The following is a 24,424-nucleotide window of genomic DNA, read 5'->3' as shown; positions in this document are numbered from 1 at the left end:
CCAATAAAAAATATTGTCAAAACCTTTACAAGTGTGACTCTTTTCTCGATAATAGATATCATATTCAATAATTATATATAATACTTATTTTTCATAAAAAGGTGATCCTCATGGCTAAATCTGAAAAAATATTAGCGGAAGAAGTGATAATTCGTACAAAAAAATACTTAAATGATGAAAATGTTGCATTAGTACAAAAAGCGTACGAGTTTGCAAGTTCTGCTCATAAAGATCAATTTCGTAAATCAGGAGAGCCCTATATTATTCATCCGATACAAGTCGCAGGGATCCTTGCTGATTTAGAGATGGATCCTGCAACATTGATGGGTGGTTTTCTTCATGATGTAGTGGAAGATACGTCGGTTACTATTGCTGAAATTCAGGCGGAATTTGGCAGTGAAGTAGCAATGCTTGTCGATGGTGTCACGAAGTTAGGGAAAATTAAATACAAATCGCATGAGGAACAACAAGCGGAAAATCACCGGAAAATGTTTATCGCCATGGCGCAAGATATTAGGGTTATCTTGATAAAATTGGCAGATAGACTTCATAATATGCGCACTCTTAAACATTTACCTCCTGAAAAGCAAAGAAGAATAGCAAATGAAACATTAGAAATTTTTGCTCCATTAGCGCACCGTCTCGGGATATCTAAAATCAAATGGGAGCTTGAAGATACTGCTCTCCGGTATTTAAATCCACAGCAATATTATCGTATTGTAAATCTTATGAAAAGAAAAAGGGAAGAACGGGAGCAATATCTTGAAGATGTCATGTCCGAGGTTAATGACCGCCTAGAGGAGATGGAAATTAAAGCTGAAGTCTATGGAAGGCCAAAGCACATCTACTCAATATATCGCAAAATGGTCCTGCAGCATAAGCAGTTTAACGAAATATACGATCTGCTTGCAGTTAGGATCATTGTTAATAGTATAAAAGATTGTTATGCCGTTCTAGGAATCATCCATACATGTTGGAAACCGATGCCTGGCCGATTTAAAGACTATATTGCAATGCCAAAAGTGAATATGTATCAATCTCTCCACACGACTGTTATAGGGCCAAAAGGAGATCCTTTAGAAGTGCAAATCAGAACAATAGAAATGCACCGCATTTCTGAATTTGGGGTAGCTGCCCACTGGGCATATAAAGAAGGCAAAAAAATGATTCTTCAAGCGTCTTTTGAGAAAAAGCTTTCTTGGTTTAGAGAAATCCTCGAGTTCCAAAACGAATCCGAGAATGCAGAAGAATTTATGGAATCATTAAAAATCGATCTCTTTTCTGATATGGTGTTTGTTTTTACTCCTAAAGGTGATGTTATTGAACTTGCTGCTGGATCCGTTCCGATTGATTTTGCTTATCGGATTCACTCAGAAATAGGGAATAAGACGATAGGCGCTAAAGTGAATGGTAAAATCGTTACTTTAGACTATAAATTAAAAACTGGGGATATTATTGAAATTCTTACTTCTAAGCATTCATATGGACCAAGTCAGGATTGGTTAAAGCTTGTACAAACTTCACAAGCAAAAAATAAGATTCGACAATTTTTCAAAAGACAACGTAAAGAGGAAAATATACTTAAAGGTAGAGAACTTGTTGAAAAAGAAATTAGGGAAATGGATTTTGATCTTAAAAAGGTCATGACTGCTGAAAATCTAAAAAAAGTTGCAGATAAATTCAACTTTGGTAATGAAGATGATATGTTTGCAAGTGTTGGATATAATGGGATCTCAGCATTACAAGTCGCTAACCGTCTTACAGAAAAATTAAGAAAATTAAGAGACCAAGAAGAAGCTGAGAAAGAAATTTTGGCTGAAGTTAAAACTAATCCCGCTCCAAAACGTCATGACGCCGGTGTAAAAGTGACAGGTGCCGACAATTTGCTAATCCGCTTATCGAGATGCTGTAATCCAGTTCCTGGAGATGAGATTATCGGTTTTGTTACGAAAGGTCGAGGTGTATCTGTTCATCGAGCCGACTGTCCAAATATAGATACAAATGAAATGGAAACTAGATTAATTCCTGTAGAGTGGGAGAACGATTGTACAAATCGAAAAGAGTATAATGTTGATATTGAAATCTCAGGATTTGATCGCAGTGGCATATTAAATGAAGTTCTACAAACAGTAAGTGGAACAAAAACAAATATTACAGCAGTAACGGGAAGAACCGATCGCAATAAAATGGCAACAATACTGATGTCAATTTCCATACAAAATATCGGCCATCTTCATAAGGTTGTAGATAAAATCAAACAAATTCCGGATATATATGCAGTAAGACGGATCATGAATTAAGGGAGTTTAATAATGAGAGTTGTGTTACAAAGAAGCAAAGAAGCAAGTGTAACAGTTGATGGTAATATTACAGGAGCCATTAACAATGGCTTCGTACTATTAGTAGGAATTACCCATGAAGATACTGAAAAAGAATGTGAATGGCTAGCAGATAAAATTGTCAATTTACGAATTTTTGAAGATGAAGAAGGTAAAATGAATCGTTCTCTCCTTGATGTTGGTGGAGCCATTTTATCCATTTCACAATTTACTCTTTATGGAGACTGTAGTAAAGGTCGCAGACCCAACTTTATGAATGCTGCAAAACCGGAACACGCTGAAGGATTATATCTTCATTTCAATAACCTATTAAAAGAAAAAGGGATTCAGGTAGAAACGGGTGTTTTCGGGGCAATGATGGATGTTAAATTAATAAATGATGGCCCGGTTACACTTGTCTTAGAGAGATAATAAATGGCGTTAACCTTAATTATATAGGTTAACGCCATTTTTATTTGAGTTATTGATTGGAAAAGTATTGTACGATTCCTTTTTCAATCGCATCTGTTATTTTCTCCATATAAGAATTTGTCTTTATAACTTCTTCCTCGGCAGGATTGCTTAAATATCCCAGTTCTAGCAATACCGATGGTTGCCGATTATCTCTAAGTACATAATAGTCACCATACCGGACTCCACGATCTGATAATGAAATCGTATTTGATATTTGATTGTGGATTGTTTCAGCTATTTCTACTTCGTTATCGTAATAATAATAAGTCGTATGTCCATGGACTGTACTGTCTTCGATACTATCAAAGTGTAAACTAATAAAAATATCTGCATTTTTAATATAAGCAAGTTCCGCTCGATCTTGTAAACTAATGTATTCATCAGAAGATCTAGTTAATACAACATTAAAACCGGCGTTTTTCAATTTTTCACTAAGAAGTAGACCTGCATTCATCGTTAAATCTTTTTCTATTGTCCCATTCGCACCTGCGGCTCCTTCATCACGTCCCCCATGACCAGGATCTATAACGATTGTTTTTGCGTTACCGCCATTATTTGATACTTCATTCGTCCTTGTGACAATCCAACTTGCTATATATCCCGTTTTACCTGAAGCGTATTCAATCTTATACCAATCTCCTTCTTTATCCAATACTTTATATACATCCTTTGTAGACGCTTGTCCTACGATCTTGGATTTCAATGTTGGCTTTTTTCTAATATTTGTACCTTCGTATAATGCATATACATAATTTTCATCTTGGATTACTGAAGTAGGCAGATTGGCCTCGATTTTTTCTACATAATTGCTACTAACCCAGGCACGCTCTGATGAATATTCTATTTCAAACCAATCATCAACTGTATCTAAAATTATTATCTCGTCACCCATTTGGAGATTTCCAAGTACGGAACTGGAAAGATTCGGCTCAGATCTAATATTTAAATGGTCAGCTGTCACCATACCCTTATTTGTAGTTGTTGGTGACTTTTGTTCTTGTGCCAACCAATTTGCAATCCAACCTCTTTTTCCGGATGGAAGCTTAATTTCATACCAGCCGTCTTTTTGATTTTTTACTTCATACGTTTCCCCTTTTCGTATTTGGGTAATGATTGTATAAGTTGCACCCGGTTTTTCGCGAACATTTACCATATCACCAGTAATAACAATCGTATCTGAATCAGCTAAACTAGGCGAAAATCGAACGAAAAGTGTAACGAGCAATGCTGGAATAACTATAAATAAAAATAGTTTTTTCGCCAAGAAATGAAACCGCCTTTCTTATATTCGAAATAAAGATAATATTTTCAATGATTTATTATTTCTAGTCCAAGCAACTATCAAAATTTATTGTCTTTGTACCTACTATTAATCAACATCGATAGAGCCAATTAAACCCATCATGTTCTTTTATCTTTTCAGAAAAAATAAAAGGTACGTCGACTTATATGCCCACGTCTGTTGTCAACGACCACGGAACAGCATCCTGTACAAAGTATGTCGAAAAGTAAGGCACTTACATTATTATTTTTAACTCAAATACTTATTTTACCAATCTTTCTTTATTCTAATCAAATTTTTATTCGAGAAAAAGTAGGGAAAATCCTTTTAATATTTTTAAAATGGGCAAAACTAACTAAAAATGGCAAGGAGGCAGTAAGTTGAGAGTAAATGATCAAAATCAAATAGCTTCTTTAAGTGCATCTCAACTATTTCATTTGAATGATAAAAATAGTATAGAAAAAGAAAGCTATATCATGATGGAGGAATCTTTTTCGGAATACGGGTTTTCGATGAAGGGGATTAGAGGATTTAAAAAAAGAATGGAGAAATCATAGGTCTTAAACTCGAATCAAAAAACAATTATGGTATGTATTGACAAAGTTTTATGATATTCGTATTATAAATTAATAATTATGTGTATAGTAAAAGTAGCTATAGCTAACATATTGAGCCAATGATGGAAAAAGTAATTGAGCGCCGGATGGAAAGAGAGGAGATGCCCAGGCTGAAAGCATTTCTCCAAATCAACTCAATGAAGCACATTCCGTAGGCTTCCATTTCGAACAGATTTATCCCAGTAGGAATGGACGTATTCAGGCGATAACTGTTTAAGTGGGAGCTGTTCATTCAGCTTCAAAAAGGGTGGCACCGCGGGAATCAAACTCTCGTCCCTTGTTTTTCGGAACAAGAGACGAGAGTTTTTTATTATATGGACGCATGCCTTTATAGTTATTGCTACTAGTTTGTTATGTAAAAAAGGAGGAATTATTATGGCCATACAAATACCGAGAGGGACGCAAGACATCCTTCCTGGCGTGGTGGAAAAGTGGCAATTCATCGAGGAAAAAGCAAGAGAGATATGTGTAAAATACCAATACAATGAAATTCGAACTCCTATTTTTGAAAATACAGAACTTTTTTTGCGTGGAGTAGGAGATACGACTGATATTGTTCAGAAGGAAATGTACTCATTTGACGATCGTGGTGGAAGGAACATAACACTTAGGCCGGAAGGGACGGCTTCAGTTGTTCGATCTTTTGCTGAAAATAAGATGTTTGGAAATGCCACACAACCAGTAAAACTTTATTACTTGGGGCCAATGTTTCGTTATGAGCGCCCACAGGCGGGAAGATACCGTCAATTTGTTCAGTTTGGGGTAGAGGCACTAGGAAGCATGGATCCTGCAATAGATGCAGAAGTTATTTCTCTAGCGATGGAATTGTATAAATCACTTGGATTAAAGAAATTACGTCTTGTTCTAAATAGTCTTGGTGATAATGAGAGCAGAATTGCTCATAGAAAGGCATTGATCAATCATTTTCAACCAAGAATTGGAGAATTTTGCAGTGATTGTCAAAAAAGACTTGAGAAAAATCCGCTAAGAATTCTTGATTGTAAAAAAGATCGTGATCATGAATTAATGAAGTCAGCTCCATCTATTCTTGAATATTTAAATGAGGATTCAAAGCAATATTTTGAAAAAGTTAAGCAATACTTATCAGCCATTGGCATTGATTACATAGTGGACCCAACTCTTGTAAGGGGATTGGATTACTATAATCACACTGCTTTTGAAATTATGAGTGAAGCTGAAGGTTTCGGAGCGATCACCACTTTATGCGGTGGCGGAAGATATAATGGTCTAGTGCAAGAAATGGGTGGTCCGGATACTCCAGGAATCGGATTTGCCTTAAGTATGGAAAGACTATTAAGTGCTTTGGAAGCAGAAGGTATAAATATTGAAGCAGAACATACTGCGGATTGCTATATCATTTCTCTTGGTGAAAAAGCAAAAGATTATTCCGTTACATTATTGCAGAAATTACGTCAAGCGGGATTCTCTTCTGATCGAGATTATTTAGATCGAAAACTAAAAGCACAATTTAAAGCTGCAGAACGACTAGGAGCTAAATTCGCGATTATATTAGGCGATGATGAATTGGAAACTGGTAAAATAGCTGTAAAGAATTTAGTTTCAGGAGAACAAATTGAAATTTCGTTAGAGAATTTTATTAATGACTTTAGCAAGCTATGCCGATGAGGAGGATTTTGAATGTTTGGGAGAACACATTACTGCGGTGAGATTACTGAAAAATCGATCGGAGAGTCCGTGATTTTAAAAGGATGGGTCCAGAGACGTCGTGATTTAGGTGGATTGATATTTATTGATCTTAGAGATAGAACAGGTGTTGTACAAATAGTATTTAATCCTGAGGTTTCGAAGGCTGCCTTAGAGGTTGCTGAAAAAGTTAGAAATGAGTACGTTGTGGACGTACGTGGAACAGTTGTGGCAAGAGCAGATGGAACAATTAATGAAAATTTGAAAACAGGGAAAATTGAAATAGTCGTTTCCGAAGTGACGATTATTAACGAAGCGAAAACTCCTCCGTTTATGATTGAAAACAATACAGAAGCTGCAGAAGACATTCGCTTAAAATATCGATATTTAGATCTTCGTAGACAGGAAATGTTCGATGTTTTTAAAATGCGTTCCATTGTTACTAAAACGATTCGCAATTTTTTAGATGAAGAGGGTTATCTAGATATAGAAACTCCTATATTAACGAAAAGTACTCCGGAAGGGGCGAGGGATTATTTAGTTCCTAGTAGGGTACATCCAGGAGAATTTTTTGCTTTACCGCAATCACCACAATTATTTAAACAATTACTGATGGTAAGTGGATTTGATAAATATTATCAGATTGCTAGATGTTTTCGCGACGAAGATTTACGTGCAGACCGCCAACCAGAATTTACACAAATTGATATTGAAGCTAGTTTTATGAGCCAGGATGATATTAGGGAAATGGTTGAGCGCATGATGAAGCAAGTAATGCTGGCAACAAAGGGGCTTGAAATTCAGACTCCATTCCCAATTATGCCTTATGATGAAGCGATGGAAAGATACGGATCCGATAAGCCGGACACTCGTTTTGGATTGGAACTACAAAATATTTCAAAGCTTGTCGAAAACTCAAGTTTCAAAGTATTTTCAAATGCCATTGCTGCTGGAGGTCAAGTAAAAGCATTAGTCGTAAAAGGTAGTGCCGACCAATATTCTAGAAAGGATATTGACGGTTTAGGTGAATTTGCAGCTCGTTATGGTGCTAAAGGTCTTGCTTGGCTCAAAGTTGAATCTGAAGGATTAAAAGGTCCAATCGGAAAATTCTTTACTGAAACTGATCAAAGTGAGCTTTGTGAATTCCTTTCGGCGGAAGAAGGAGACTTGCTATTGTTTGCTGCTGATTCTAAAAAAGTAGTTGCAGATTCATTAGGAGCTTTACGTTTAAAACTAGGTAAAGATCTAGGTTTAATCAATCAAAACCAATATAATTTCCTTTGGGTAACAGAATGGCCATTGTTGGAATATGGCGAGGAAGAAAATCGATATTATGCAGCTCATCATCCATTTACTATGCCTGCACGCGAAGATTTGGATAAGCTTGAATCGGATCCAGGCGCGGTAAAAGCACAAGCATATGACATAGTATTAAATGGATATGAATTAGGTGGAGGCTCACTTCGTATATTTGAGCGTGACATACAAGAAAAAATGTTTAACGTTCTTGGATTTTCAAAGGAAGAAGCGAAAGAACAATTCGGATTTTTGTTGGAAGCATTTGAATATGGTACACCTCCTCACGGTGGTATCGCACTAGGACTAGATAGAATTGTCATGCTTTTAGCGGGCAGAAATAGTCTTCGTGATACAATTGCTTTCCCTAAAACAGCCAGTGCTAGTGATTTGTTAATGAAAGCTCCTGATGAAGTGAGTGAAGCACAACTAAAAGAACTGCATCTTACTGTGAATGCAAAGGCCGAAAAGGTTTTGTAATGGATTTGTAACAGTGAAATTAGTGATAAATTCCCATGTATTTACGTTTGAAAAATGAATTTTCCTATGATAGTATTTAATCAATAAAGAAAGTCCTGATGTGTTCGTCTATATACCTTTTCGTTTTGACCGACATCTCATACCTACGGGAGTTTGGAGTTTCCAGACTAAATGCACGCCTCCACGAGAGGACACGTAAGGCCTGGAGCAGGACACCCACCTGCCAAGAGCGGGTTCAAAACAAAGGATTTTTAAAGGACGGCACGATTGGGACTTTTTCCATTTGTACGAAACAGCCTTTTTAAAGAAGGCTGTTTTTATTTTGGAGATTTTGGGGATATATGGGCTCTTTGGAAGACAATGAACCTTTTTTCTATTGAAAAACCGAATTTTTTCATTTATCCTAAATCAGAATATAAAAGATTGAACATACTTGGAGCTGATATATATGTTGCATCAATTTTCGAGAAATGAATTGGCAATTGGAAAAGAAGGTTTGGAATTATTGAAAAATAGTACAGTTGCCATACTTGGTATAGGCGGAGTAGGGACATTTGCTGCTGAAGCTTTAGCTCGAACAAATATTGGAAAAATCATTCTAGTTGATAAAGATGATGTGGATATTACGAATGTAAACAGACAACTTATTGCGTTACTGTCAACAGTAGGGCAGCCTAAAGCTGACTTAATGAAAAAAAGAATTGAAGATATTAATCCTGAATGTGAAGTTGTTGCTTTAAAAATGTTTTATACAGAAGAAACGTACGAAACGTTCTTTGAACATAAGCCTGATTTTGTCGTTGATGCTTCAGATACAATTTCTTACAAAATTCATCTAATTAAAGAATGTTTAAAGCGGGAAATCCCGATCATCTCTTCAATGGGAGCAGCCAATAAAATGGATCCAACACGTTTAATGATTAAAGATATATTCAAAACGCATACAGATCCAATTGCAAAAGTGATTAGAACAAGGTTAAGAAAAGAAGGCATCAAAAAAGGAATTCCTGTTGTTTTCTCAGATGAGAGTCCTATTGTTATTCGGGAGGACGTACGAAAAACGGTTGGGAAGGATGAATCTGAGATTAGAAAAGCCCAGATGCCACCATCTTCTAACGCATTTGTTCCATCATCGGTTGGCCTTATCATGGCAAGTTACGTCGTCCGTGAAATTTTGAAAGACATTCATATCCATAGAGTTAATGAAGGCTAAATAAGCAAAAGGCAGCTAAGAAGATTTTTCCTTAGCTGCCTTTTTTATTCCTCAGATAAACAATAAAATTGGTAACCTTTGATAATATTACTGGAAATAGCTGTTTTCCATAGCTCAAACACCTATGACTAGCAATAATCTTGACCTTTTCGTTTGCGTAAGTGAACATCGCCTCGTCACTTGTCGTGTTCATTTATCCCAAACTTTAGACGCTGAAGTTTTTATATAGATGAAAAAGCACATCCGATTTGTTTTAGCTTTTATTTATTTTTTCATATACTGTAGCCAGTGCTTGCTCAAATTTTCCAGTAAATTTTGGTTTGTAATATTGTCTATGTTTCAATTTATCTGGGAGATACTGCTGCTTCACCCAGCCGTTTTCATAATCATGGGGATACTTATAATCGATCCCTCTTCCGAGCTCCTTAGCACCTTTGTAATGCGCATCTTTTAAGTGAAGTGGAACTTCACCACTTAATCCAGCTCGAATATCAGCAAGTGCTTCATCAATTGCACAGATGGCAGAATTGGATTTTGGTGATAAACAAAGTTCTATTACTGCATTCGCTAATGGGATTCGAGCTTCTGGAAATCCTATCTTTTCAGCGGTTTGAATTGCTGCTAGTGTACGCGGTCCAGCTTGTGGATTGGCAAGACCAATATCTTCATATGCAATGACTAGTAGCCGTCTTGATATACTCGGCAAATCACCAGCTTCTATTAATCGTCCTAAATAATGGAGGGCTGCATTTGCATCGCTTCCCCTAATTGATTTTTGAAACCCGCTTAGTACATCATAATGTGCATCTCCATCTTTATCATGCGCCAAGCTCTTTTTTTGGAGGCATTCTTCTGCAATAGATTCCGTTATATGAATCACGCCGTCTTCGTCTGGTTCAGTTGATAAGACAGCAAGTTCTAATGCGTTTAATGAACTTCTAGCATCTCCATTGCTTGCAGTTCCCAGATGATATAAAGCTTTTTCCTCAAGTTTAATGGAGTATGATCCAAGTCCTCTTTCAGGGTTCTCAAGTGCTCTTAGTAAAGTTTCTTTTATTTCTGTATCTGTTAAAGGAAAAAGCTCGAAAATTTGACAACGGCTCCTAATGGCAGGATTTATGGCGTGATACGGATTACTTGTTGTCGCCCCTATTAATATAATCGTTCCATTTTCTAAATAAGGAAGCAGAAAATCCTGCTTTCCTTTATCAAGTCTATGGACCTCATCCAATAATAATATGACTTTTCCACTCATCTTTCCTTCTGCAGCAACAATTTCCATATCTTTTTTATTATTCGTTACAGCATTTAATGTTCTGAAGGCATATTTTGTACTTCCGGCAATTGCACTGGCAATCGATGTTTTTCCGATTCCAGGAGGGCCATACAAGATCATAGAAGACAGTTGTTTTGCTTTCACCATTCTTGCAATAATTTTCCCTTCTCCAACTAAATGCTGTTGCCCAGACACTTCTTCAATTGATTGGGGACGCATTCTAAAGGCTAAAGGTTGATTTTTCAAAATGATCTCTCCAAACTTATGTTCTATATTATTCATTCTATCATATCAAAACTGCAGTAGATATGCATATAAGAATATGTGTGTGTTATAATGGAGCAATGCAAAGGAGTATACCAGAATGCAAAAAAACGACCAATTATTATTAAGACTTATCATATTTACGATAGGTTTACTTATTATGTCTCTTGGAATTGTTTTGATGATAGTATCAGAGTTTGGGGTTTCACCCTGGGATGTATTGCATGTTGGGTTATATTATCAATTAGGATTATCGATTGGGACTTGGTCGATTCTCGTTGGGATAACGATCTTAGGTAGTTCTGCATTATTGATAAAAAAGTGGCCGCAATTCGGTGCGTATTTAAATATGCTACTCATTGGTATTTTTATAGATATGTTCATGCTTCTGCCATTTCTAACTGAACCAATCACTCTTTTAGGTAAAATAGGAATGTTTCTTTTTGGTATGATACTTTATTCATATGGTATGGGCATTTATTTATCAGCGAAACTTGGAGCGGGACCAAGAGACAGTTTTATGCTTGCTATGCAGGCAAAAACAGGCTGGAAAGTGTCTACGGTTCGCAGGATAATGGAAATTGTCGTTCTATTCATAGGCTGGCTATTAGGGGGTCCTGTTTTTGTCGGAACGCTCATATTTAGTGTAGCCATAGGAACGTTTATTGGGTTTGCTTTACCACAATGTCAAGGATTAACTGATAAAATATTATTAAGAAAAAGGATAAATAATAACGTAGGGAAAGAATTAGAACGGGGTGCAAGTTAATGAAAATTTCAACTAAAGGAAGATATGGATTAACGATAATGATTGAATTGGCAAAAAGACATGGAGAAGGGCCAATCTCTTTAAAATCAATTGCGCAAAACCACGATCTATCTGAACATTATTTAGAGCAATTGGCTGGTCCACTACGGAATGCTGGTCTTGTTAGAAGTATTAGAGGGGCTTATGGCGGTTACGTATTGGCAGATGAACCATCAAAAATAACTGCTGGAGATATCATTCGTGTTTTGGAAGGTCCTATCAGCCCAGTAGAAGGAATTGAAGAAGAAGAACCAGCAAAACGTGAATTATGGATGAGAATTCGTGATGCTGTGAAAGAAGTTTTGGATAATACGACTGTTGAGGATCTGGCTAATCATTCCGACGACAATACGCCTGATGCGTATATGTTCTATATTTAATTTAGAAACAGGTGGAAAACATGAATAGAATTTATCTAGATCATGCTGCAACGACTCCGATTCATCCGCTTGTTGCAGAGAAAATCGCAATTACTATGTCTAATACGTTTGGAAACCCATCTAGCATCCATTCATTTGGTCGGGAAGCAAGAAAGGTTTTGGATGAATCAAGAACTATTTTAGCAAAAAGTATAAACGCTTCTTTTTCTGAAATTGTGTTTACTAGCGGGGGGACGGAAGCTGATAATTTAGCTATTATAGGAGCTGCTCAAGCAAATAAACATAAAGGCAATCATATTATTACGACAAAAATGGAGCACCATGCTGTTCTCCATACATGTCAATATCTTGAAAAAGAAGGCTTTGATGTCACATATCTTTCTCCTGACGAAAACGGTTTGATATCTGTTGATTCAGTTCAAGAAGCTTTGCGTCCTGAAACGATACTTGTTTCGATTATGTTTGGCAATAATGAAATAGGTGTCATTCAACCGATAAAAGAAATCGCTGAACTTTTAAGTATCCATCAGGCGTTCTTCCATACGGATGCAGTTCAAGCTTATGGAACAATTAAGATAGATGTAAAAGAATTAAACATAGATTTATTGTCCGTTTCAGCACATAAAATAAATGGACCAAAAGGGATTGGATTTTTATATATAAAGTCAGGAACAAAGCTCAATCCAAGTACTTTCGGTGGAGAACAAGAATTAAAAAGACGTGCTGGGACAGAAAGCCTACCGTTAATTGCCGGATTCGCGGAGGCTTCAGCTATTATATTGGAAACAATTGAAGAAAAAAACAAGGAATATAAGCAATTAAAAGAAGTTTTTATAGAAACGTTGAAATCAGAACAAGTTGATTTTTACGTCAATGGATCTAATGATCGCTCTCTCCCACATATTGTAAATATAAGTTTCCCTGGAGCGGATGTAGAGGCCATGCTAGTAAATCTAGACATGGCGGGAATTTCTGCCTCAAGTGGATCTGCTTGTACAGCTGGTTCAATCGAGCCTTCGCATGTGCTTGTAGCCATGTATGGATCAGAATCAGAACGAATAAGAAACTCTATTCGCTTTAGCTTCGGATTTGGAAATAAAATAGAGGGAGTAAAAGAAGCTGCAAAAGAGACAGCAAGGATTGTTCGCAGGTTTCAAAAATGAAAGGAAGATGCAAGATGATTAAAGCGCCGAAAGATACGCGTGTCGTTGTCGGTATGTCTGGCGGTGTTGATTCATCAGTAGCTGCTTTATTGTTAAAAGAGCAAGGATACGATGTAATTGGCATTTTTATGAAAAATTGGGATGATACAGACGAGAATGGTGTATGTACAGCTACAGAGGATTATAATGACGTAATCCAAGTGTGCAACCAAATTGGAATACCTTATTATGCCGTTAATTTTGAAAAACAATATTGGGATAAGGTGTTTACGTATTTTCTTGATGAATACAAAGCTGGCCGTACTCCTAATCCGGATGTAATGTGTAATAAAGAAATAAAATTTAAAGCATTTCTTGAGCATGCCATGAAGCTTGGTGCCGATTATTTGGCAACCGGCCACTATGCACAGGTTGAACATCGTGATGGTGAAGTAAAAATGCTCCGTGGAGTAGATGAGAATAAAGATCAAACGTATTTTTTGAATCAATTAGGTCAGCAACAACTACAAAAAGTAATGTTTCCGATTGGTTCTATTGATAAAAAGAGAGTAAGGGAAATTGCTAAAGAAGCGGGACTTGCAACGGCCACCAAAAAGGACAGTACGGGAATATGTTTCATAGGTGAGAGAAATTTCAAGGAATTTCTAGGTGGATATTTACCAGCTCAAAAAGGGTCAATGGAGACTCTTGGTGGGAAAAAACTTGGAGAGCACGATGGACTAATGTATTATACGATAGGTCAACGCCATGGCTTAGGAATAGGTGGAGCAGGGGAACCATGGTTTGCGGTTGGAAAAGATTTAAAGCGGAATGTTCTTTATGTGGAACAAGGATTCGACCATCCTTCTCTCTATTCAGATTCGATCAATGCAGTCAACGTAAATTGGGTTACAGATAGAAAAATGCCAAATGAATTTACTTGTACAGCAAAGTTTCGATATCGTCAGCCTGACGAAGCAGTGACAGTACAAATACAAGAAAATGGGGATGTAAATGTGTTATTTGACAGACCTGTTCGAGCCGTTACTCCTGGACAAGCGGTCGTGTTTTACAATGGGGAAGAATGTTTAGGCGGCGCTACAATCGATACTATTTACAAAAATAATCAAAAACTTACTTATGTTGGTTAACTGCTTATCATCTTTATGATAAGCAGTTTTTTAAAGAGATTGGTTGAACAGATTCAATGAAAATCTAGTTGAAATTATGCCAAGCCGTTATTGATAATATGTTATAATCCAATTAATTGAAGTTTCGGAGTGAATAGAATGGATAAAAATTTATTAGGAATTGAATTTTTACAAGAAGGAAATGTTGAAAAAGCGATTCAAAAGTTTACAGAAGCTATAGAAGAAAATCCGCATGATGCGGTTGGTTATGTGAATTTCGCTAATGTGCTAATATCAGTAGGTGAGTTTCAGCGTGCTGAACAATTTTTAAAAAGAGCTCTTGATATTGACGATAAAGCATCAGCAGCTTATTACAGCTATGGTAACCTATTTTTTAATAAAGAACTTTATGATAAAGCTGCAGGGATGTTCGAGAAGGCTCTCGCGATTGGTCCTGAATCAAATGATCTTCAATATATGCTAGGGATGTGCTTTGTAAATCTAGGAAGAAACGAATTATCGCTTCCTTATTTGCAAAGGAGCGTAGAACTAAATAACGATGATACAGAAGCTAGATTTCAATATGCGCTTTCATTAGCGCGAAGTGGTGTTTTTGAAGAGGCAATAAAACAATTGGAAACTGTGATTAAAGCGGACACTGAACATGCAGACGCTTATTATAATCTTGGGGTCGCGCATATTGCCTATCATAATGATGTAAATAAAGCGCAATTTTATTTTCAAAAAGCGTTGGATATTCAACCAAATCATCTTCTTGCAGGGAATGGTATGAAGCTAGCGGAGCAATTGTCAGAAGAAAATGGACAGTAGCCGCTAGAAATGGGGGAATCAAGTATGGAAGTTCAGGATTCTCTTGATTTATTTCAAGAAAACGAAAAATATATTAAAGGCCGCCATCTTGTGACGATTTTCCACAACGAGCAAAACTTTTATTCCGTCATCCGAATAAGAGTAGACGGTACAAATTTGGATTATCAGGAAAAAGAAGCGATCGTCACAGGGTATTTTCCTAAACTTCACGAGCAGGAAACGTATCTTTTTTACGGTCTTTTTAAGGAGCATCCGAAATTCGGGCTCCAGTTTAATGCTGAGCATTTTAAAAAAGATATGCCGAAGACGAAGCAAGGGGTCGTTACATATTTATCAAGCGATTTATTTAAAGGTGTTGGAAAAAAAACAGCTGAACGAATTGTAGAATCACTTGGTGAAAATGCCATTTCTCGTATTCTTGAACGGCCATCCATACTTGATGAAGTCCCCAAACTAGGAGCTGAAACGGCAAAGCAGCTTTACGATACTTTACTTGAACATCAAGGTCTTGAGCAAGTGATGATCGGTTTAAATCAATATGGGTTCGGTCCGCAAATATCGATGAAAATCTACCAAGTATACAAAGACGAAACGCTCACAATAATGCAACAAAATCCATATCGATTGATTGAAGATGTGGAAGGTATCGGTTTTGTAAGAGCGGATGAATTAGGTAGTCAGCTGGGAATCACAGGTAGTCACCCGGATCGAATAAAAGCAGGCTGTTTATATGTTTTAGAGCAAGAGTGTTTAAAAAATGGCCATGTTTATTTAGAGAGTGAAGAAATCCTTGAAAAAGTAAAATTGCTGCTGGAAGAAAGTCAGAGAATTGAAATTCCATTTCAAGATATAGCGACAGAATTAATTAAGCTTGAAGAAGAAGGAAAAATTATTGGTGAAGAAAAGCGTGTATACATGCCTTCCCTATATTTTTCCGAAAAAGGAATCATAACGAATATTGAGCGGATTATGGAACAAAAGGAATATACCGATCAATTTCCTGAATCTGAATTTTTGCTTGCTCTAGGGAGTTTAGAGGAGCGATTACATGTTGAATATGCCACTTCACAAAAAGAGGCTATTAAAACTGCTTTAACGAGCCCGATGATGATTTTAACTGGTGGACCTGGAACAGGTAAAACAACTGTCATTAAAGGGATTGTAGAGTTGTACGCCGAATTACACGGCTTATCCCTTGACCCTTATTCTTATAAAAAAGAAGAACCCTTCCCTATTCTTTTAACGGCACCGACAGGAAGGGCTGCAAAAAGAATGGCAGAATCCACGGGACTACCTGCTATGACGATTCATCGATTACTAGGAATGACAGGTCAAGAACAACTTGATTCCGATGAAGTTCGAGAAATTGAAGGCAGGCTCATCATTGTAGACGAAATGTCAATGGTTGATACATGGCTTGCCCATCAATTATTAAAAGCATTGCCAAAATCGATTCAAGTAATTTTGGTTGGGGATGAAGATCAACTTCCATCTGTAGGACCTGGACAAGTGTTGAAAGATTTAATTACATCCAATATGATCCCTACCGTCCAACTGACTGATATATATCGACAAGAGGAAGGATCTTCCATCATTGAATTAGCTCATGAAATAAAAAATGGCAGAACTCCTCATGATCTCGTCAAACAGCAAAAAGATCGATCCTTTATTCAATGTCAGGCTAGTCAAATAAGTGAAGTGATAAAAAAAGTCGTCTTAAATGCTAAACAAAAGGGCTATGCGGCAAAAGACATTCAAGTTCTTGCCCCAATGTATCGTGGTCCAGCTGGAATTGATAATTTAAATAAAATAATTCAAGAAATATTTAATCCTAACAATGATGGGAAAAGAAAAGAGCTATCTTTCGGAGATGTGAAATATAGAATAGGGGATAAAGTATTACAGCTCGTAAATCAACCTGAAAACCATGTATTTAATGGTGATATGGGTGAAATTATCTCGATTTTCTATGCAAAGGAAAACACGGAAAATCAAGATATGGTGATTGTCTCTTTTGAAGGAACAGAAGTAACCTATACTAGAGGAGACTTAAACCAAATTACACATGCATACTGTTGTTCCATCCACAAATCACAAGGAAGCGAATTTCCAATTGTCATTCTTCCTCTCGTACGCAGTTATTACAGAATGCTAAGAAGAAATTTACTCTATACTGCCATAACGAGAAGTAAGCAATTTCTCATTTTATGTGGAGAAGAAAGTGCTTTTCGTATAGGTGTAGAACGCAAGGATGATTTAATAAGACAGACATCCTTATATGAGAAATTGGCTTCTGAATCAAGCCCATTACAAAATCAACAAGAGGAAGTTTTGACCGAGGAAACCTTAAAACTGATCGATCCAATGATCGGGATGGAAAATGTTTCGCCTTATGATTTTTTGGATTAGGAGGAAAATAAAAATGTTCGGAAAGGCGGGGATGCTTTGCGGACATTTTCTCTTTTAAAGGGAATGCCTGTTTATGAAAAAAACGGAAACTTACTTGGTGAAGTTTGTGACATTGTAATTCAAGAAAGTGGAAAAGTATCACATCTTTTACTTTTATGTAAAGGTTTGATAAGTAAAAAGCTAAAGATTCCAATCAATAGTATCAGTTCATTTGGTAAAGATGGAATTCTGCTTGAAAACAAGGAGCTTCTCACGAAATATACGGGGGAGGCTACCGAATATACAATGTTTCATGATAAGGCACTGATAAAGAAAAATGCATTATCCCAAATCGGAGACCAACTTGGACTTTTGGATGATGTATATTTTCTTGAAGAAGTGGGCACAATCATAGGGTATGAACTGACGGATGGTTTCTTTACTGATATTACTCAAGGAAAACGAGTGATCAGAACTCCCCACCCACCTAAGATTGGAAAAGATGCCATCATCGTGTCGGTAACTAAGTTGCGAGGTGGCAAATCCTATGATGAAGTGTCCGAATTGCCAAAGTAAGGATCTTGGTAAAATAGGCATCAATCAATATTATTGTTGGAACTGTTTTATTGAACTTACGGTCGGAAATTGTTTAATACACACACATCAAGTTGAGGAAGATGGGTCTTTGAGTTCGTTAGATGACTTGTTTAACGAACATGAACGAAAACTGAGCTGATTGACTAAAGGAACTGTCGAGTAAAAGGCAGTTCCTTTAGTTCTTTTTGGAGTTGCAAAGGGTGGAAGGAGCTTCATTATTGTGTTTATATCTTTTTTCAGTTTCAAAAGGCGTGTTGATCCGTTCAAATCTCCGAGAAAGTAAAGCAATTCTTAACTTGGGTTGTTGATTTGCGCTCTAGGCACTCGCTTTCCGCGGTCGGTACGGGAAGCCTCCTCGGCGCTATGCGTGTTGTCTAGCTCCTGCTCCTAGCGTCTAGCGAACGAGCCTTTCCCTCCCTACGATAAGTCAACATCGGCTCGTACCTCGCCGTGTTTCCTTTATCTCAGTGCGGGAAAGTCTCCCGTTCGTACGCCGCTGAACAGTCGCCTCCGCTTTTCTAATCTGTGGGGTCTTCCCTGTCACTTATTCCCGCAGGAGTCTACGCACCTTTCGCTCCAATCAACAGTGCTAAAAACAGTAATGACCTTTAACAAGATTACACCACTACCACTTTTTGTTTTTGGAGGCTATAATTAAACAAACTGAGTGCCTATATTGCGTTCAATATGCCTTAAAGCGTTATTTGCCTTTCAAGGTAACGATAAAGCAATCATTGTTCCCTTCCGAGCATTAACTTCCTTTCCAAGGTCACGATGGAGTGTTCATCGTGACCTTCTATGCGCTAATTTCCCTTCCAGGGTCACGATAAAGCGTTCAACTTTCCCTTATGTGCGCTAATTTCCTTTCCAAAGTAACTATAGAGTGTTCATCGCCCTTCCAAGTATTATTTCCCTGCCAAGCCTAGGTCACGATTGATGTATTCATCGTTCCAGTCCAATAATTTTTTTGCAATTTAGAAGGTTTATTAGTATCCACGTCAACCGCATTTCAATGGATAAAAAATTCTCAAAATCGGAAAACTAATTTGGAGGGGGAATCTTTGTGAATCAGCACCATCTCCGAGTTATTTACCGATTAATCATCGTTTTATTAATATTTATTACTCTATATTGTTTTTTATTGTTAAAGCCCATTTGGAAGCCTATTTTTACAACGGCTATGATTGGTCTCTTGCCATTTTTATTAAGTGGGCTGATCGCTTATTTATTGCATCCGCTTGTTGGGAAATTAGAAAGCTTAGGAATGAAAAGATATGTTGCCATTTTACTTATATATCTTCTTTTTTTTGGTAGTACTGGATATGCCATATATCTAGGGGTTCCCATGGTCATCAAACAGATGAAGGAGTTTTCCGAACAACTTCCGATATTTACTGGGCATTACCGAGAATGGATTCATCAAGTTGAAGCCTCGACCTCAAGTTTCCCAGAAGGAATCCAGATGCAAATTGATGAGCGAATTAATGATGTGGAGGAATGGTTTAACAAACTTATTGAAAAAACATCGAAGGCCATTATGGATTTGTTTGATTTTCTTTTCATTTTATTAGTTGTCCCATTCCTTTCTTTTTACATGCTAAAGGATTTAGATGTCATCAAAAGAGCATGTTGGTATATGACACCGAAGAAGTGGCGACGAAATGGAGTCTTATTTTTAGATGCCGTCAATGAGTCGCTCGGTGGTTATATTCGGGGCCAAATTCTTGTGTGTGCTATTATTGGGGTGGCCGCAGCCATAACGTTTGGTATAATCGGAATTCGATATCCAATTTTATTAGGAATCATCATTGCCATTACAAATGTTATCCCTTATTTTGGTCCACTCATTGGTGCTTTCCCTGTTGTGGCAATAGCATTGATGTCTTCTGTTAAATTGGCGATTATTGCGGGTGTGATTGTATTTGTTCTTCAATTTATTGAAGGAAATATATTATCACCTTACATTGTCGGAAAATCATTACATATGCATCCTTTATTTATTATTGCCGCCCTTATTATTGGAGGGGAGGCATTTGGAATTATTGGAATGATTGTTTCCGTCCCTATATTAGCGATTATTAAAATTGCTATTATTCATTCAAGAGACCATTTGATTAGAACGAGGCAATCATAACGTTGACAAAGAATCCTTGTTTCTCTATAATCTCAATATACAAATAAAATAATGGTAAATTGAAGACGGATCTAATTGTTATAGTCCATCTTAAGAGAGGAATTTCCTAGGCTGCAAGAAATTCTAGATGAAGAATAACATATGCCAATCCTGAGAGTAGCTAATCCCTGCCGTTAACCGCGTTAAGGTACTGAGATAAAAGCATATTCCTCAATGGAAATTCGCTTTTGAATCAGGGTGGTACCGCGTACAATAAGCTTCGCCCCTGTTTAAGGGGTGGAGCTTTTTTATTTTGTTTTGTTTCACCACAATAAAACCGACGATTCGAAACCACTTAAATCCGTTCGTCGAATTAAGATTAACTAAAAATAGGAGGTATTCATAATGAAGAAGCTATCAGGTGCACAAATTAGACAAATGTATTTAGATTTTTTCAAGGAAAAGGGTCACAAAGTAGAACCGAGTGCTTCCCTTGTTCCCCACGATGATCCAACATTATTGTGGATCAATAGTGGTGTAGCAACATTGAAAAAATACTTCGATGGAAGAGTTATTCCCGAAAATCCACGAATCGTAAATGCACAAAAATCCATTCGCACGAATGACATTGAAAATGTTGGAAAAACTGCAAGACACCATACATTCTTTGAAATGTTAGGGAATTTTTCAATCGGAGATTATTTTAAAAAGGAAGCCATTGAATGGGCGTGGGAATTTTTAACGAGTCCGAAATGGATTGGGTTTGAAGAGGATAAATTATCCGTTACGATTCATCCAGAAGACGATGAAGCATATGACTTATGGCACAATGTTATCGGCATTCCAAAGGAAAGAATCATCCGTTTAGAGGGGAATTTCTGGGATATAGGTGAAGGTCCAAGTGGTCCTAACACAGAAATTTTTTATGATAGAGGTCCAGAATTTGGAGATGATCCTGAAGATCCAGAATTGTATCCTGGTGGAGAAAATGAACGTTATTTAGAAATTTGGAATCTTGTATTTTCACAATTTAACCACAACCCTGACGGCACATACACACCTCTACCTAAGAAAAACATTGATACAGGTATGGGACTAGAACGAATGGCGTCTGTTATCCAAAATGTACCAACGAACTTTGATACAGATTTATTTATGCCTATTATTCGTGATACAGAAAAAATATCAGGCTCATCTTATGGGACTAAAACGGAAGCGGATGTTGCTTTTAAAGTGATTGCCGATCATATACGAACAGTTGCTTTTGCAATAGCTGATGGCGCATTACCTTCCAATGAAGGACGCGGCTATGTGTTGCGCAGACTTTTAAGAAGAGCAGTAAGATATGCAAAACAAATTAATATCGATAAACCTTTTATGTACAAACTAGTGCCTGTTGTAGGCGAAATTATGAAAGATTATTACCCAAATGTAGTAGAAAAAACCGATTTTGTACAAAAAGTAATTAAAAATGAAGAGGAACGTTTCCATGAAACATTGCATGACGGATTGGAAATCCTTTCATCTATCATTCAAAAAGCTAAACAGGAAGGGAAAGATGTCATCAGTGGGTCAGATGTATTTAAGCTTTATGACACATATGGATTCCCAATTGAACTGACAGAAGAATATGCTGAAGAAGAAAAGATGAAAGTTGACTATGAAGGCTTTGACAAAGCAATGGAGGAACAACGTGAAAGGGCTAGATCAGCAAGACAAGATACTGAATCAATGCATGTTCAAGGCGGAATTCTTGGCGATTTACATGTAAGTAGTACTTTTATTGGGTACGAAAACATGCAAACTGATACGAAGGTTCAAGCGATTATAAAAAATGGTGAACTCGTTCAATCTGCCGAGGCAGGAGAAAAAGTAGAATTAATTTTAGAGAATACTCCTTTTTATGCTGAAAGCGGTGGACAAATTGCTGATCAAGGCTACATTACTGCTGAAGGACTAAGAATACTTGTAACAGATGTTCAAAAAGCACCGAATGGACAAAATCTTCAATCTGCTGTTATCGAAGCTGGAGTATTAAAAGAGGGAATGCTTGTACATGCTCAAGTTAATGAAGTGAACCGAAGAAAAATAGAAAAAAATCATACAGCGACACATTTACTTCATCAAGCATTAAAGGACGTCCTTGGCAACCATGTAAACCAAGCTGGTTCTTATGTTGGTGCAGAAAGGATGCGATTTGATTTTTCACATTTTGGTCAAGTAAAACAAGAAGAACTTGAAAAAATTGAACAAATTGTAAACGAAAAAATTTGGGCAAACATCCCAGTAGCTATCTCTAATAAAAATCTTGAAGAGGCAAAAGCAATGGGAGCTATGGCATTGTTTGGAGAAAAATATGGCGATATTGTACGCGTAGTTTCTGTTGGTGACTACAGTTTAGAGCTTTGTGGTGGATGCCATGTTCCAAATAGTTCATCTATTGGTTTATTCAAAATTGTTTCAGAAAGTGGTATAGGTGCAGGTACACGCAGAATTGAAGGTGTAACAGGGCAAGGTGCGTACCATTTGATGAATGAAGAAATCATGAGACTTCACCAAGCAGCTGATATTTTAAAAACAAAACCAAAGGATTTAGTCCATCGTGCAGAAACTCTTCTTGCTGATATGAAAGAACTTCAGCGAGAAAATGAATCATTATCCTCCAAACTCGCTAATATTGAAGCAGGAGACATGCTCCAATATGTCGAAGAAGTTAATGGAATAAAAGTTTTGGCAAGAAAAGTTCATGCTTCTGATATGAACACACTTCGTAATATGGCAGATGATTTGAAGCAGAAAATAGGAACAGGAATTATTGTCCTTGGATCAAGTCAAAACGAAAAGGTTAATATTATTGCTGCTGTAACTAAGGATTTAATTGAAAAAGGCTATCACGCTGGAAAACTAGTTAAAGAAGTCGCTGAACGTTGTGGAGGCGGCGGCGGGGGGCGTCCTGATATGGCCCAAGCTGGTGGAAAAAACCCAGAACAATTAGATTCTGCATTAAGCTTTGTCACTGAGTGGATAAAATCCGTTTGATTATAAATCGAAATCATGTACAATGAAGATAATATTGAACAATCAGGCCTATCTGTAAATGGTATGTCATAAGAGAGGTGTTGTAAATGAGCTCTTTTGATAAAACGATGCGTTTTGATTATCAGGAAGATCCATTGGAGCATGACGTCAAAGAAGTATTGCTTCACGTATACGGAGCTCTTCAAGAGAAAGGCTATCATCCAATTAATCAAATTGTTGGATATTTGCTTTCAGGAGATCCCGCATATATTCCGAGGCATCATGACGCACGGAATATCATGAGAAAGCTGGAACGTGACGAAATCATCGAAGAATTGGTGAAATCGTATTTAAAACAACATCGTGAGGGATAATATATGAGAGTTATGGGCCTTGATGTTGGATCTAAGACGGTCGGAGTGGCTATTAGTGATGAAATGGGTTGGACTGCGCAGGCCATTGAAACAATAGCCATAGATGAAAAGATAAAAAAGTTTGGATTCGAACGAATAGGTGAAATAATAAAAGAATATGATGTGAAGGAAATAATTGTTGGTCTACCTAAAAATATGAATAATAGTATTGGACCACGAGGAGAGGCTTCACAACATTATGCCAATCAGTTAGAATCCCTTTTCAACATTCCTGTCAAACTTTGGGACGAGCGCCTAAGTACAATGGCTGCAGAGCGTATTTTATTACAAGCCGATGTCAGTAGAAAAAAACGGAAAAAAGTAATTGATAAGATGGCAGCCGCGATGATTTTGCAAGGTTATCTCGACAGTCAACTATAATGAGGTGAATTTGATGGAAAACGGTGAAAAACACATTACAGTTATTGATGAAAATGGAAATGAGCAACTATACGAAGTATTATTTACATTCGATTCCGAAGAATTTAATAAATCCTATGTATTATATTTCCCAATTGGTGCAGAAGAAGACGAAAATGAAGAAATTGAAATCCACGCTTCTGCCTATTCTCCTAATGAAGAAGGAGAAGAGGGCAGTCTACAACCGATTGAAACGGATGAAGAGTGGGATATGATTGAAGAAATGCTAAATACCTTTTTGGACGAAGAAGAGGAAGAATAAATATTTATGCCAATCCAGAATCATGGATTGGCATTTT

The 24,424-nt window shown here is 37.0% G+C and carries 22 protein-coding genes, 1 other RNA gene and 1 other annotated feature; of the genes, 21 read left to right on the top strand and 2 right to left on the bottom strand.

Going from position 1 to position 24,424, the window contains the following annotated elements; genetic code table 11:
* Positions 1 to 110 precede the first annotated feature (110 nt).
* Both KHA93_RS08930 and dtd read left to right on the top strand, forming a co-directional pair.
* Positions 111 to 2,300, top strand: coding sequence for a RelA/SpoT family protein (locus tag KHA93_RS08930; protein ID WP_213110424.1), 2,190 nt, complete (start codon positions 111 to 113; stop codon positions 2,298 to 2,300).
* Positions 2,301 to 2,312: 12 nt separating this feature from the next.
* Positions 2,313 to 2,750 (top strand): D-aminoacyl-tRNA deacylase, encoded by a 438-nt coding sequence (dtd, locus tag KHA93_RS08925; RefSeq protein ID WP_213110423.1) that lies wholly within the window; start codon positions 2,313 to 2,315, stop codon positions 2,748 to 2,750.
* A gap of 49 nt (positions 2,751 to 2,799) precedes the next feature.
* Here the strand turns inward: dtd and KHA93_RS08920 are convergent, their stop codons facing one another.
* On the bottom strand, positions 2,800 to 4,056 hold the full coding sequence (locus KHA93_RS08920; RefSeq protein WP_213110422.1) for an N-acetylmuramoyl-L-alanine amidase family protein: 1,257 nt from the start codon (positions 4,054 to 4,056) through the stop codon (positions 2,800 to 2,802).
* 234 nt (positions 4,057 to 4,290) lie between these two features.
* Here KHA93_RS08920 and KHA93_RS08915 point away from each other — a divergent pair, with 234 nt between their 5' ends.
* The 6 genes from KHA93_RS08915 to KHA93_RS08890 all read left to right on the top strand — a co-directional run bounded on the left by KHA93_RS08915 (position 4,291) and on the right by KHA93_RS08890 (position 9,345).
* On the top strand, positions 4,291 to 4,458 hold the full coding sequence (locus KHA93_RS08915) for a hypothetical protein (RefSeq protein WP_213110421.1): 168 nt from the start codon (positions 4,291 to 4,293) through the stop codon (positions 4,456 to 4,458).
* Positions 4,455 to 4,631 carry a hypothetical protein gene (locus KHA93_RS08910; RefSeq protein WP_213110420.1) on the top strand — a complete coding sequence of 59 codons (177 nt, stop codon included), beginning with the start codon at positions 4,455 to 4,457 and terminating at the stop codon, positions 4,629 to 4,631. The genes KHA93_RS08915 and KHA93_RS08910 overlap by 4 nt, the downstream gene beginning before the upstream one ends.
* Before the next feature lie 110 nt (positions 4,632 to 4,741).
* Positions 4,742 to 4,972, top strand: a binding site (T-box leader).
* Positions 4,973 to 5,066: 94 nt separating this feature from the next.
* Positions 5,067 to 6,338: a histidine--tRNA ligase gene (hisS, locus tag KHA93_RS08905; RefSeq protein ID WP_213110419.1), complete on the top strand. Its 1,272-nt coding sequence runs from the start codon at positions 5,067 to 5,069 to the stop codon at positions 6,336 to 6,338.
* Positions 6,339 to 6,350: 12 nt separating this feature from the next.
* Positions 6,351 to 8,132 (top strand): aspartate--tRNA ligase, encoded by a 1,782-nt coding sequence (gene aspS, locus KHA93_RS08900; RefSeq protein WP_213110418.1) that lies wholly within the window; start codon positions 6,351 to 6,353, stop codon positions 8,130 to 8,132.
* A gap of 89 nt (positions 8,133 to 8,221) precedes the next feature.
* A non-coding RNA gene (ssrS, locus tag KHA93_RS08895) (6S RNA) lies at positions 8,222 to 8,410 on the top strand.
* A gap of 170 nt (positions 8,411 to 8,580) precedes the next feature.
* Positions 8,581 to 9,345: a tRNA threonylcarbamoyladenosine dehydratase gene (locus tag KHA93_RS08890; protein WP_213110417.1), complete on the top strand. Its 765-nt coding sequence runs from the start codon at positions 8,581 to 8,583 to the stop codon at positions 9,343 to 9,345.
* Between the two features lie 253 nt (positions 9,346 to 9,598).
* Here the strand turns inward: KHA93_RS08890 and KHA93_RS08885 are convergent, their stop codons facing one another.
* Positions 9,599 to 10,867: a replication-associated recombination protein A gene (locus KHA93_RS08885; protein ID WP_233711095.1), complete on the bottom strand. Its 1,269-nt coding sequence runs from the start codon at positions 10,865 to 10,867 to the stop codon at positions 9,599 to 9,601.
* Between the two features lie 118 nt (positions 10,868 to 10,985).
* On the opposite strand from KHA93_RS08885, the gene KHA93_RS08880 reads away from it, so the two are divergent.
* The 13 genes from KHA93_RS08880 to KHA93_RS08825 all read left to right on the top strand — a co-directional run bounded on the left by KHA93_RS08880 (position 10,986) and on the right by KHA93_RS08825 (position 24,387).
* Positions 10,986 to 11,654, top strand: a complete 669-nt coding sequence (locus KHA93_RS08880; protein WP_213110415.1) for a YczE/YyaS/YitT family protein — start codon at positions 10,986 to 10,988, stop codon at positions 11,652 to 11,654.
* Positions 11,654 to 12,073 (top strand): cysteine metabolism transcriptional regulator CymR, encoded by a 420-nt coding sequence (gene cymR, locus KHA93_RS08875; RefSeq protein WP_213110414.1) that lies wholly within the window; start codon positions 11,654 to 11,656, stop codon positions 12,071 to 12,073. The genes KHA93_RS08880 and cymR overlap by 1 nt, the downstream gene beginning before the upstream one ends.
* A gap of 20 nt (positions 12,074 to 12,093) precedes the next feature.
* Complete coding sequence (locus KHA93_RS08870) at positions 12,094 to 13,236, top strand: cysteine desulfurase family protein (protein WP_213110413.1); 1,143 nt, start codon at positions 12,094 to 12,096, stop codon at positions 13,234 to 13,236.
* A 14-nt stretch (positions 13,237 to 13,250) separates the two neighbouring features.
* Positions 13,251 to 14,366 carry a tRNA 2-thiouridine(34) synthase MnmA gene (mnmA, locus tag KHA93_RS08865; RefSeq protein ID WP_213110412.1) on the top strand — a complete coding sequence of 372 codons (1,116 nt, stop codon included), beginning with the start codon at positions 13,251 to 13,253 and terminating at the stop codon, positions 14,364 to 14,366.
* 138 nt (positions 14,367 to 14,504) lie between these two features.
* Complete coding sequence (locus KHA93_RS08860; protein ID WP_213110411.1) at positions 14,505 to 15,176, top strand: tetratricopeptide repeat protein; 672 nt, start codon at positions 14,505 to 14,507, stop codon at positions 15,174 to 15,176.
* 24 nt (positions 15,177 to 15,200) lie between these two features.
* Entirely contained in the window at positions 15,201 to 17,585 is a 2,385-nt protein-coding gene (gene recD2 / locus KHA93_RS08855) for an SF1B family DNA helicase RecD2 (protein ID WP_213110410.1), read from the top strand.
* Positions 17,586 to 17,648: 63 nt separating this feature from the next.
* Positions 17,649 to 18,140, top strand: coding sequence for a PRC-barrel domain-containing protein (locus tag KHA93_RS08850; RefSeq protein WP_233711094.1), 492 nt, complete (start codon positions 17,649 to 17,651; stop codon positions 18,138 to 18,140).
* Positions 18,112 to 18,300: a YrzR-like zinc ribbon domain gene (locus KHA93_RS23210; protein WP_233711093.1), complete on the top strand. Its 189-nt coding sequence runs from the start codon at positions 18,112 to 18,114 to the stop codon at positions 18,298 to 18,300. The genes KHA93_RS08850 and KHA93_RS23210 overlap by 29 nt, the downstream gene beginning before the upstream one ends.
* Positions 18,301 to 19,224: 924 nt before the next feature.
* Positions 19,225 to 20,295 (top strand): AI-2E family transporter, encoded by a 1,071-nt coding sequence (locus KHA93_RS08845; protein ID WP_213110408.1) that lies wholly within the window; start codon positions 19,225 to 19,227, stop codon positions 20,293 to 20,295.
* A 384-nt stretch (positions 20,296 to 20,679) separates the two neighbouring features.
* The gene (alaS, locus tag KHA93_RS08840; RefSeq protein WP_213110407.1) at positions 20,680 to 23,313 is read left to right on the top strand and encodes an alanine--tRNA ligase; all 2,634 of its coding nucleotides are present in this window, start codon (positions 20,680 to 20,682) and stop codon (positions 23,311 to 23,313) included.
* An 86-nt stretch (positions 23,314 to 23,399) separates the two neighbouring features.
* Positions 23,400 to 23,666 (top strand): IreB family regulatory phosphoprotein, encoded by a 267-nt coding sequence (locus KHA93_RS08835; RefSeq protein ID WP_213110406.1) that lies wholly within the window; start codon positions 23,400 to 23,402, stop codon positions 23,664 to 23,666.
* A 3-nt stretch (positions 23,667 to 23,669) separates the two neighbouring features.
* Complete coding sequence (gene ruvX, locus KHA93_RS08830) at positions 23,670 to 24,086, top strand: Holliday junction resolvase RuvX (protein ID WP_213110405.1); 417 nt, start codon at positions 23,670 to 23,672, stop codon at positions 24,084 to 24,086.
* 13 nt (positions 24,087 to 24,099) lie between these two features.
* Positions 24,100 to 24,387, top strand: coding sequence for a DUF1292 domain-containing protein (locus KHA93_RS08825; RefSeq protein ID WP_213110404.1), 288 nt, complete (start codon positions 24,100 to 24,102; stop codon positions 24,385 to 24,387).
* Positions 24,388 to 24,424: the final 37 nt, after the last annotated feature.

This window comes from Lederbergia citrisecunda, assembly GCF_018343695.1.
GTDB lineage: Bacteria > Bacillota > Bacilli > Bacillales > Bacillaceae_C > Lederbergia > Lederbergia citrisecunda.
The sequence above is the reverse complement of the archived record's forward strand: the minus strand, read 5'-3'. Positions and strand labels throughout refer to the sequence as shown.

Coding starts and splice junctions, on each gene's coding strand:
- alaS (WP_213110407.1), top strand. CDS start 20,680: ATGAAGAAGCTATCAGGTGCACAAATTAGACAAATGTATTTAGATTTT.
- KHA93_RS08870 (WP_213110413.1), top strand. CDS start 12,094: ATGAATAGAATTTATCTAGATCATGCTGCAACGACTCCGATTCATCCG.
- KHA93_RS08835 (WP_213110406.1), top strand. CDS start 23,400: ATGAGCTCTTTTGATAAAACGATGCGTTTTGATTATCAGGAAGATCCA.
- KHA93_RS08915 (WP_213110421.1), top strand. CDS start 4,291: ATGTCGAAAAGTAAGGCACTTACATTATTATTTTTAACTCAAATACTT.
- KHA93_RS08930 (WP_213110424.1), top strand. CDS start 111: ATGGCTAAATCTGAAAAAATATTAGCGGAAGAAGTGATAATTCGTACA.
- aspS (WP_213110418.1), top strand. CDS start 6,351: ATGTTTGGGAGAACACATTACTGCGGTGAGATTACTGAAAAATCGATC.
- ruvX (WP_213110405.1), top strand. CDS start 23,670: ATGAGAGTTATGGGCCTTGATGTTGGATCTAAGACGGTCGGAGTGGCT.
- KHA93_RS08850 (WP_233711094.1), top strand. CDS start 17,649: ATGCCTGTTTATGAAAAAAACGGAAACTTACTTGGTGAAGTTTGTGAC.
- mnmA (WP_213110412.1), top strand. CDS start 13,251: ATGATTAAAGCGCCGAAAGATACGCGTGTCGTTGTCGGTATGTCTGGC.
- recD2 (WP_213110410.1), top strand. CDS start 15,201: ATGGAAGTTCAGGATTCTCTTGATTTATTTCAAGAAAACGAAAAATAT.
- KHA93_RS08860 (WP_213110411.1), top strand. CDS start 14,505: ATGGATAAAAATTTATTAGGAATTGAATTTTTACAAGAAGGAAATGTT.
- KHA93_RS08880 (WP_213110415.1), top strand. CDS start 10,986: ATGCAAAAAAACGACCAATTATTATTAAGACTTATCATATTTACGATA.
- KHA93_RS08890 (WP_213110417.1), top strand. CDS start 8,581: ATGTTGCATCAATTTTCGAGAAATGAATTGGCAATTGGAAAAGAAGGT.
- KHA93_RS08825 (WP_213110404.1), top strand. CDS start 24,100: ATGGAAAACGGTGAAAAACACATTACAGTTATTGATGAAAATGGAAAT.
- dtd (WP_213110423.1), top strand. CDS start 2,313: ATGAGAGTTGTGTTACAAAGAAGCAAAGAAGCAAGTGTAACAGTTGAT.
- cymR (WP_213110414.1), top strand. CDS start 11,654: ATGAAAATTTCAACTAAAGGAAGATATGGATTAACGATAATGATTGAA.
- KHA93_RS23210 (WP_233711093.1), top strand. CDS start 18,112: ATGATGAAGTGTCCGAATTGCCAAAGTAAGGATCTTGGTAAAATAGGC.
- hisS (WP_213110419.1), top strand. CDS start 5,067: ATGGCCATACAAATACCGAGAGGGACGCAAGACATCCTTCCTGGCGTG.